General features: G+C 56.8%; 7 protein-coding genes. 6 read left to right on the plus strand and 1 reads right to left on the minus strand.

Annotated features, from left to right (window positions below; genetic code table 11):
- Window positions 1-318: 318 nt before the first annotated feature.
- The 5 genes from WNZ14_RS22495 (at window position 319) to WNZ14_RS22515 (ending at window position 6,659) form a co-directional block, all read left to right on the plus strand.
- Entirely contained in the window at window positions 319-789 is a 471-nt protein-coding gene (locus tag WNZ14_RS22495) for a hypothetical protein (protein ID WP_342870923.1), read from the plus strand.
- A gap of 354 nt (window positions 790-1,143) precedes the next feature.
- Entirely contained in the window at window positions 1,144-2,580 is a 1,437-nt protein-coding gene (locus WNZ14_RS22500) for a TolC family outer membrane protein (RefSeq protein ID WP_342870924.1), read from the plus strand.
- Between the two features lie 47 nt (window positions 2,581-2,627).
- Window positions 2,628-4,745: a type I secretion system permease/ATPase gene (locus tag WNZ14_RS22505; RefSeq protein WP_342870925.1), complete on the plus strand. Its 2,118-nt coding sequence runs from the start codon at window positions 2,628-2,630 to the stop codon at window positions 4,743-4,745.
- On the plus strand, window positions 4,745-6,037 hold the full coding sequence (locus WNZ14_RS22510) for an HlyD family type I secretion periplasmic adaptor subunit (protein WP_342870926.1): 1,293 nt from the start codon (window positions 4,745-4,747) through the stop codon (window positions 6,035-6,037). Before WNZ14_RS22505 ends, WNZ14_RS22510 begins: the two co-directional genes overlap by 1 nt.
- A gap of 22 nt (window positions 6,038-6,059) precedes the next feature.
- Window positions 6,060-6,659, plus strand: a complete 600-nt coding sequence (locus WNZ14_RS22515) for a ribbon-helix-helix domain-containing protein (protein WP_342870927.1) — start codon at window positions 6,060-6,062, stop codon at window positions 6,657-6,659.
- A gap of 38 nt (window positions 6,660-6,697) precedes the next feature.
- On the opposite strand, the gene WNZ14_RS22520 is transcribed toward WNZ14_RS22515, so the two are convergent.
- Window positions 6,698-7,549 (minus strand): transglutaminase-like cysteine peptidase, encoded by an 852-nt coding sequence (locus WNZ14_RS22520; RefSeq protein WP_342870928.1) that lies wholly within the window; start codon window positions 7,547-7,549, stop codon window positions 6,698-6,700.
- Window positions 7,550-8,044: 495 nt separating this feature from the next.
- Between WNZ14_RS22520 and WNZ14_RS22525 the strand changes: the two genes are divergently transcribed.
- The coding region (locus WNZ14_RS22525; protein ID WP_342870929.1) for a VCBS domain-containing protein at window positions 8,045-9,660 on the plus strand (1,616 nt) is incomplete at its 3' end.

The raw sequence follows: 9,660 nt of genomic DNA on the forward strand, positions 1-9,660 counted from the left end.
ATTGCCAGGGGGGCATGAATGTCGGCTTTGGTGAGCCATTTTATCAATTTGCTTGGGCAATTGATACATTTCCGGAGGCCGGCAACACTACTTGCGAAACGATGATATGATTGATGGAAAATCTACTGTGCTCGACCAGAATCAAAGACAATAGAAAGCCGCTCTTGCGTGGAATATCTGTGACGCGAAGCGGTATAAGTTGCCCTACCAGATTGTCGGCGGGCTGGCCGCGTTGGCACGCGGTCGGTATCGCCCACCGTACGATATTGATCTTTACATGCCCTTTGGTGGTCTCGATGGCCTGATTTTCTTAAGGGATTGGAAGCATATCTGGTTTGGGAGCCGGGATCAGTCTTAGAAGCGGCGTGGGATCTCACCTACCTCAAGGTGAATTATCTTGGGCAAAAAATCGAAATCGGTGATTCTGCCAATCTGAAAATACCAGTTTGCAAAAGTGGCGAATGGCGAAATGAAATCAACGCAACTGCCGCGCTGATGGTGCCGGTGCAAGGCGACCGAATCTTTGCACTCACTGTTGGCGGCATGGCGGCAAGGCCTGGTTCTCTTTCTTTTGGTGGGGGTAGCTGCTCTTTTTGTCTGGCGCCACAGGCACGCGCCGTTCGGCAGTCATGTCGAATTGTGTCAGGTGCAAACTTGCGGTTCCTGCAGCGTAATATTCGCGATAGAGTTCAGCCTGAACCGGTCTTGTCGAACGGTAGTGGTGTCGGTTTTTTGGCCTGCGTGAATAAACATGGTTCGACTCCCGGCGTAATTCCCAAGTGTAACTAGTTCACGCATAAAAGATTATGCCTACGTGCTTGTTTTGGTTTTGCTTTCTAATTCTACAAAGAAGCGGCCTTTAAGAATATTATCAAATTATTTTTTGGTATGGTTGGCGACAGTCACTAAATTCTGTCTATCTGTTTATTTCTGTATATAGATGCAAATGATCAAGCATAACGATAGCGTATTACTCACTCTTATTTTCCAGATTAGGGAAGACCAAATTGTTTGTTGTGTGGTAAAAACGCAACAAGCTCATGGCGGCTGGTCCTGTGCTTAAATTTTTGTAATTTCATGACTCGCTTCGGGTTGGCTATTTGTGCCACAAGCAATCAATGGGTGTGGAAATTTGGGGTTAAGATGTTAAAGAAGCTTTTGTATTCATGCTGCTTCACGATCGGGTTCAGCGCCCTGGCCGCAGTGCCGGCGAGCGCTCTTACTTTGAAAGAGGCAGTAGACGAGGCACTTAGGTCTAATCCGGAGATTTTGTCTTCAGCGGAAAACCGCGAAGCTGTTGAATTCGAGCTCAGGCAGGCCCGTGGTCTTTACTTGCCTACGCTGGATCTCGAGGCATCAGCTGGCAGCCGCAGGCTCGACAGCCCAGGCCGTCGCCGGCTTGGAGAGCAGGACAACACGCTCGACGCTGCCGATGTCGGACTTACATTTACCCAGACGCTTTTTGATGGCGGCGCCCGCCGCGCGGAAGTCGAACGCCAGGCTGCGCGCGTCGATGGTGCATCCTTCCGCGTCGCCGAGCGCTCCGAGGCGATTGCGCTGGCCGTGACGCAGGAATATTTCGAAATCCTGCTGCAGGCTGAAATCGTGTCGATCGCACGCAAGAACGCCAACGTCCTGTCTGGAATCGTGTCGGACATCTCGTCAGGTGTTTCCGGCGGCACCTTGACCTCTGCTGACCGCACCCAGGGTCGGGAGCGGTTGTTGTCGGCTCAGGCCAGACTGAAAGAAGCCGAAGAAGATCTGGCTCAGGCGCAGATCCGCTTTCTCCGTCTGGTCGGCGTCAAGCTCGGATCAATGAAATACCCGCCGTCAGTGGCCAAGGCATTGCCGCGCAGTTCGGCTGAGGCGATTGATATCGCCCGGCGCCAGAGCCCGCGAATCGCTGCTGCAGGTGCAGATGTGGATGCAGCCGACGCTCTCGCACGGGGCGCAAAATCTGGCTATCTGCCGGTCATCTCGTTCGAGGCGAAAGCTCGTGTCGGTCATGATATTGACGGGTCGGAAGGCAGGACCTCCGATCTTGAGGCCAAGGTCGTCGCGCGCTGGAACCTGTACAAGGGTGGTCGCGATATGGCCGCCGAACAGGAGCGCATTCGCCGCGCCAGCCAGAGCCGGATGGACAACGCCCTTGTTCACCGTGAAGTTCAGGAATCGATCCAGTCGGCATGGGACAAACGCTCCAAGCGTGCCCAGCAGGCATCGCTTCTGCGTGAGCAGGCTTCCGCATCCGGATCCCTGGTGTCGTCCTACCGGGACCAGTTCAAGCTTGGTGAGCGGTCGCTTCTTGATGTACTGAGCGCGCAGAACACTCGTTTCAACACCGAAGTTCTGGCCAAGACTGCTCAGTATGCGGCGGTTTACGCCGACTATCAGACGCTGGCTGCCATGGGCTCGCTGGTTCGTGCCTTCCAGCTGGAAAGCGCGCCTCAGGCAGAGGCTTATGCCCGGGAAGAGTTCAAGGCCGTCTCCAATGAAGCCGAGCCGGTCTACAACCGCCTGCCTTCGCGCCAGGTCAGTGGCGCACCGTTTGATCTGCTTGCCCCCGTCAGGAAGAATTGATTCTTTCCGGAATGGTTTGGGGTGACATTATCGATCGGTGAGCTGAGATGAACTTCAACGAGGCTTTCCGTGAAATAAGCGTTCATTTTGAACGCAGTGGTTCGGCGACCGTGTTGTATTCCGGTGTTCCGGATGACCAGCTCGAGGCGGCTGATATCGAAACCGTTCGCGAGGTTTCCAATCGCATCGGGCTTGATGTCGCCAAGATCCACCTTGCGGATCTGCTGGGCGGCAATGCCGACCTTCCGGCCCTGGTGAAAACACTGGATGGTTCGTTTATCCCGGTGTTTGCGCTCAATGACGACGGGACTTTCGTGTGCAAGGAGGCTATCGGCGATGTAGCGTCTGAGAGTGTGGATCTTCGCGGAAGAGTGGCAGAGCTCGATCCCACGGTGCTGGATTTCAAGAAAGTCTACTTCAACAATCGCGAGGAAACCGGCGCGCTGCATGCGGGCAAGATCGAAAAGCAGCACTGGCTGTCTTCGGCTGTTCGCCCTTATTGGCGCTCGTTTGTCCGGGTCGCGTTCGCGGCGCTGTTCATCAATGTACTGGCGCTGGCTTCGCCGCTTTTTACCATGAATGTCTATGACCGGGTCTTGCCTAATGAGGCGATTGCGACCTTGTGGGTGCTGGCTATCGGCATCAGTGTAGCGTTCCTGTTCGATTTCTTGCTCAAATTCGCCCGCGCCGCGCTGATCGATTACACCGGCCGAAAGATCGATCTGAAGATTGCCTACATCCTGTTTCAGAAAGTCATGAACACGTCGCTGTCCGCGCGGTCGATGTCGACGGGCGAGTATGTCAGCCGGGTGTCGCAGTACGAGTTCGTGCGGGAGTTCTTCACCTCCAACACGATCGCGACGATGATCGACACCTGTTTCGTGTTCATCTTCATCGCTGTCATCTACATGATCGCCGGCCCGCTGGCATATATCCCTGCCGTTGCGCTGGTTCTGGTGGTGATCATCGGGCTGGTGGCGCAGACGCTTATCAGTCGCAGGGTTGCGGCGGCCGCCAATGAAGCGGCACTTCGCCAGTCGATGCTGGTTGAAACGATCTACACAACAGAAACCGTCAAGGGGCTCAGGGCCGAAGGCCTGCTGCTCAAGCGCTGGCGCGACCTGACCATCAACAGCTCTGCAACGAATGAGCAGATCAAGAGCATTTCGGCGTTTGCCGTCAATGCGACCCAACTTGTTCAGCAGCTTGTGACCGTCGGTGTCATTCTGGTGGGTGCCTATCTGTTCCGTGAAGGCCATGTCACCACGGGTGCCATCATTGCCTCGGTGATCCTGTCTGGACGGGCGGTCAGTCCGCTGGGGCAACTGGCGATGACACTGGCGCGGTTCCGGCAGGCGCTGCTTTCGCTGCGCATTCTCGACAAGATCATGGATCAGCCCGAGGACACGCCAGAGGCATCCGGGTTCGTAAACCGCGTCATCGCGCATGGCGACATTGCCTTCGAGAATGTCCATTTCCGTTATCCGCAGGCTGATCAGGATGCGCTCGACGGTCTCTCGTTCTCCATCAAGGCTGGCGAGAAAGTGGGTATCATCGGCAGGATAGGATCGGGCAAGACGACGATCGGCCGGCTGATGTCACGGCTGTACCAGCCCAGTGAGGGCAGGGTACTGATTGACAGCATCGACATGCAGCAGTTCCATCCCTCGGAAGTGCGCTCGGCTGTGGCCGTGGCGGGACAGACCAGCGATCTGTTCTCCGGATCGGTCAAAGACAATCTGCTGATGGGAAATCCGAATGCAACGGACGAGGAGCTGATCGAGGTCTCTCGCAAGGTCGGTATTGAATCCTTTGTCGCGCGCCATCCGCGCGGGTTTGACATGCAGGTCGGTGAAAACGGCAGCAATCTTTCCGCCGGGCAGAAACAGTCGGTCGCCATTGCCCGCCTTCTGCTCGCCTCTCCCAAGATCATTTTCCTGGATGAGCCGTCCGGTGCGATGGATCTGGCCAGTGAACGTCATCTGATCGGCTGCCTGCGTCAGGCGATTGCGCCCGAGGTGACGCTGGTGCTGTCCACGCACAGATACAGCATGCTCGATCTGATCGACCGGCTGATTGTGATCGAGAATGGCAAGCTGCTTGCCGATGGCCCCAAAGAGCAGGTGATTGCAGCCTTGCAACGCAAATCAACCGGGATTCAGTGATGCGAGCGATGGAGCAAGACACACCGCCGGTCATGTCACGCTATATCGTGTGGGTCTGCCTGTTGTCGGTGGTGACGTTTCTGGTGTGGGCTGCATGGGCGCGGGTCGACGAGATTTCGCGCGGCGACGGCAAGGTCATTCCGCTGTCGAAGACGCAGATTGTGCAATCGAGCGAGCCAGGTGTGGTGCAGGAAATCGCGGTGACGATTGGCCAGCTTGTCAATAAGGGCGACCTGCTGATCCGGCTCGACAGTTCTGGCAATCTTGCCTCGCTGGGTGAATCCCAGGCCCGCTATGACGCGTTGCAGGCGCGGGTTGCCCGGCTGGAACTGGAAATCGACGATCTGCTTGATACCGATTTCGTCTGTCCCGAGCAGACCCGCAGGGTGTCGGAGGGGATCTGTCAAAACGAGTCCAGCCTGCTGGATGCAAGGCGTGAAAACTATCTCAACAAGCTGCAGGTTCTGGAAGCCCGGCGGCAGCAGCGGCTGGACGAGATCGGCGAGGCCAAATCCAATGTCGAGCAGTCAACTCTGGTCATAGAGGCCATGCTCAAGGAGCGCGACAAGATAGCGCCGCTGGTGGAACGCAAGCTGCACCCGGAGATCAACCTTCTGCGGCTGGATCGCGAGATTGCGCAGCAGGTGGGGCAGCGGGAGAATGTCAGCCAAAGCCTCAAGCGCCTTGAAAGCGCGCTGCGTGAGGCCGAACTGCAGATCCAGGAGCTGGACTCACAGTTCAAGCAGGAAGCGCGCCGGGAACTGGGCGACACGCTGGCGGATGTCAGTGTGCTGGAGGCGACACTGACCGGGGCGGAAGACAGGGTCCGGCGGACCGACATCGTCTCTCCGGTGGATGGAATTGTGAACACCCTGGAAGTCAATACGATCGGTGCATTTCTGCAGCCTGGCTCGGTGGTTGCCGGTGTCGTCCCGGTGACGGATACGCTTTTGGTCGAAGCCCGGATTTCGCCCAGGGACGTGGCATTCGTGCAGCCTGGACAGAAAGCCATGGTCAAGCTCACTGCTTATGACTTTTCGATTTATGGCGGCCTTGAGGGCGAGGTCTCCAATATTTCAGCCGACAGCATCGTCAATCCGGAGACCGGTGAGACCTACTATCAGGTCCTTGTCCAGACCGGTGATTCGCAGCTTGGAAAGGGAACGGTGAAGCACGCCATTCGTCCGGGCATGATTGCGTCAGTGGAAATCCTGACAGGAGAAAAATCTGTTCTCGACTATTTGATCAAGCCGCTCAGCAAGGCGCGTTATGAAGCGTTGACCGAGCGGTAGCGGCTCTTAGAAGAAAGCAACCGTGGTGTCTGATCCAGATCCGTTCAAACCGCATTTCCGTGCGATCAACTCGGCCGGCAAGCGTCGTGGCTTCCGGCTGGAAGGCGTGTTCTGGAAAGCTCTGGAAACCGTGACCAAGAACGACGGAACCTCGGTGGCAGAGTATGTGTCAAAGCTCAATCACGAAAAGACAGGTGAAAGCGGTCTGAGTTCTTACCTTCGGGCCTCGATCATGCAGCGTGTGCTGGAGCAGCATGACAGCTTGCGCAGCCGGATTGATAAAATCAATTCCAGAACCATAGTTTCAGCCTGCCCGGTCCCCGGCTTTATCATATCGGTGGACAAGAGAATCCTGTACCAGAACAGTGGTTTTCTGATGTATTTGCAGACACGCTTTACCGGCCTTGATAGTGTAGAGGCTCTCAGCAATATCAAACTCACACTCGAGACGCCCCTGATCGACCTCATCGAGGAGATGGGACGCGACAGCAGCCGTCCGAAATACACCGGGTTCACGGTTGGTTATGGCGAGCGGCGGCTGCGCGGTCGGCTGAGCATGGCGCTGGCTCCGGATATGGATGACCCGCCAGCCGCGATTGCATTTGTCTCCGGTCCCGCCTGACCTTCAGCGTTGAGGCGGGGATGCGGGGATCTCCGGTCTCAGAAACCTGCGCCTGGGGCGATAGAGGAGATGCCTCCGGCGGAAGCGAGGAGGTTGGATTTTCCACCCTTGTAGCCGAAGATGTAGTTTGCCTTGCCCGATATAGAGAACAGGGGCGCGTAGCTGCGCTTTGCGGTGTCGCTTTCAACGGCGTCGGTCATGTTGTCCAGAATCACGCTCTGGCCCTTGAGTGCGACGGACAGGACGGCATGGAACAGGCGGCGGCTTGTGTCCTTGAGGACGACGATTTCCATGGCTGTCATCGGAACACCGAGGCGCGACAGCAGGGCCATTTTCAGGATGGCGTAATCTTCGCAATCGCCGCTGCTGCGGCCCAGTGTTTCGTTGGGTGTTGACCAGTAGTCGAGGCGGCCATGGTTCTGCTCATCCGTCTTGTAGGCCACCATCTTGTTGACGGACGCCGAGACATGGCGGAGTTGCGCGCTGATGTCCGATCCCTTGAGGTTCAGACTGTCGGCGAGGTCGGCGCACTGGTTGATGCAGATGGCGGACGAGCCGGAGCTTGCTGCCTTGCGGATCAGGGCTGAGATGCGCACGCCGCTCTTGATCTTGCCGAAGCGGATCCTGTGGGCGCCGAAGAGCGGCAGATCCTGCCGGATTGTCTTGCTGAGCTCGGCGCCGGCGGGAGCAGCAGCTGAGGGGATGGAGGCGGTGGTGATCCGGTCCTGAGCTGCCGGCTGGTCATCTTGCAGGCCCTGCGGGGTGCTGTTCAAGGCCGCGAGGGCAAGCGGAGGCAGGCCGCTCAGGCTCAGGCGCAGGGTTGTGGAAGCGCGTGCCGGGGTCAACCAGGTCGGGTTGCTGGCCTCGGTGACGGTTCCATTTCGGGACACGTCAGGGATCTTTACGAGTGGGGCGGGTGTGTTTGCATGGGCCAAAACCCCGAGTTTGGTGCGCGGGTCTTTGTCAACATCTGCTTGTGCTGTGGCAGTACAAAGCAGAGAGATCAAGATGGCAGTATTTGCATAATACAGAGTCGTTTTTACTTGATTATACATATGTTTCGCCTTCCCCTTTTGTTGAGGAGAGACTACTCAAATAAAAATAAGATCTTCGAAACAAACAAAACTAACAGATGCATGGTTGTTTAGCTAAAATTTGAATCAACATTCTTGGATTGATCGATTTCAGGATTTCCCGCATCCGCTACGTTTGGGGCGATCAAATATTAATGCCTGCTAAAAAGCATATAAATATATGCCCCAAAATTTACCATATGTTTATTATATCGAGTTTGGCATACTTATGTATTCAATTTCGATTCAAAGTATTTGTTGACGAAATACTAAGTGGTTAAGGGTGGGTAAATTCAGTTTGGGAGTCATGTTATGATTGAAGACCGCGGCCTTGATGTTTCAGAAACCATAGTTGAAAACGCAGAGGCCGACAGCGGCATGGATGCGGTTCTGATGGCACAGGCGGACACGGGGTCAGACCCTGCGGGCTCCCCGGCATCCGATGCTTCTTCCTCCGGGGCTACACCGGGCATGAGCGTTATTGTTCCCAATGCCGAGAACCGGGTGACATTGGCAGCCAATGCAAGCATCGAAGACATCCAGCTTGATGGTAACGACCTTTTGCTGATCCAGCCGGACGGGTCGCAGATCCGGATCATCGGCGGGGCGCTCAGCGTGCCGACCTTCATCATCGGCGATATCGAAGTGCCACAGGAAGTGCTGGTCGCAGCGCTTGATTCCAACGGCTTCAACGTTGCTGCAGGCCCAGGCAATACGCTTTCGGTGTCGCCGCAGGCGCCGACCGGCTCGGGTGGAGAATTTGAGGATTCAAGCGGAGCCTCGATTGCCGGTGACGGACTGGATACGCTTGGGCTTCTTGGCGATACGTCCGGTGCTGGTGGTGCTGGCGCCACGGCTTCCACGGAAGAAGACACCGGCAACATCGCGTCGGTTCTGACCGGCGGCGTGTCCACCGGCGGGATCGTCGAATCGGTTGACAATCCTGGTGGCGTGGATGCGGATCCGGTCGCAGCTACCGGCTCGATCACTTTCTTCGATCCGGATTTCGGTGAAACGCGCGATGCGGAAGTGACCACGCGCACGGTTGTGTCGCAGGCCCTCAACAATGGCGGAACGCTGACCGCAGCGCAGCTCGATGCGCTGCTTGCCGGCTTCAATCTCGACACGCCTGGCGGCATCACGGTCGAATCGACAACCGCTGCCGGCGGTTCGATCGACTGGACCTATCTTGTCGGCAATGACGCGGTCGATTTCCTTGCCGCCGGTGAAGTAATCACCCTGTCCTTTGGTGTTCAAATCAATGACGGCATCTTCTCGGTGACTCAGACGGTCACAGTGACTGTGACCGGCACCAATGATGCCCCCGAAATCACATCGGCTGCGCAGGCAACGACGCTGAACGAAGCTGCCGAGGCGGCAGCCGACGATCCGTCGGCAAATGCCGGCGACCTGACCGCAGCTGGCACACTCAACTTTACCGACGTCGATATCTCCGATCTCAATCACACCGCCGCCTTCACCGCCGTTGTAACCGGCGGCGCCGATGCTGGTCTGGACACTGCGCTGGGTACCGTAGGCACGACGCTTGAAGGGCTGTTCACGGTTACTCCGACAAGTTCTGATGTAAGCCAGGACGGGACCGTCGACTGGGCGTTCACAGGTGACGAGCGTCTGTTTGACTATCTGGCCGACGGCGAGAGCCTTGAGCTGACCTACACAATCACGGTCACCGATGAAGCTGGCGCCGACTCCAATATCCAGACTGTGACAATCACGATTGAAGGCCGCAATGATGCGCCTGTGATTGGCGCGATCGCGCAGAGCGATCTCGACGAGCAGACCGACACGTCGGCGCTGACCACAGACATTGATGTGACCTTCACCGATGTCGACCTGACCGACACCGGCCACACGGCAACAGTGACGGCAGCTGCGACGAGCGGCGTGACGACAGGTCTTGCGCTGAA

It is taken from the genome of Hoeflea sp. AS60 (assembly GCF_038900115.1).
In the GTDB taxonomy this organism is placed as follows: domain Bacteria; phylum Pseudomonadota; class Alphaproteobacteria; order Rhizobiales; family Rhizobiaceae; genus Hoeflea.

Bases quoted from the DNA above. Each gene is read 5' to 3' on its own strand.
- WNZ14_RS22500 (WP_342870924.1), top strand. From the start codon at position 1,144: ATGTTAAAGAAGCTTTTGTATTCATGCTGCTTCACGATCGGGTTCAGC.
- WNZ14_RS22505 (WP_342870925.1), top strand. From the start codon at position 2,628: ATGAACTTCAACGAGGCTTTCCGTGAAATAAGCGTTCATTTTGAACGC.
- WNZ14_RS22510 (WP_342870926.1), top strand. From the start codon at position 4,745: ATGCGAGCGATGGAGCAAGACACACCGCCGGTCATGTCACGCTATATC.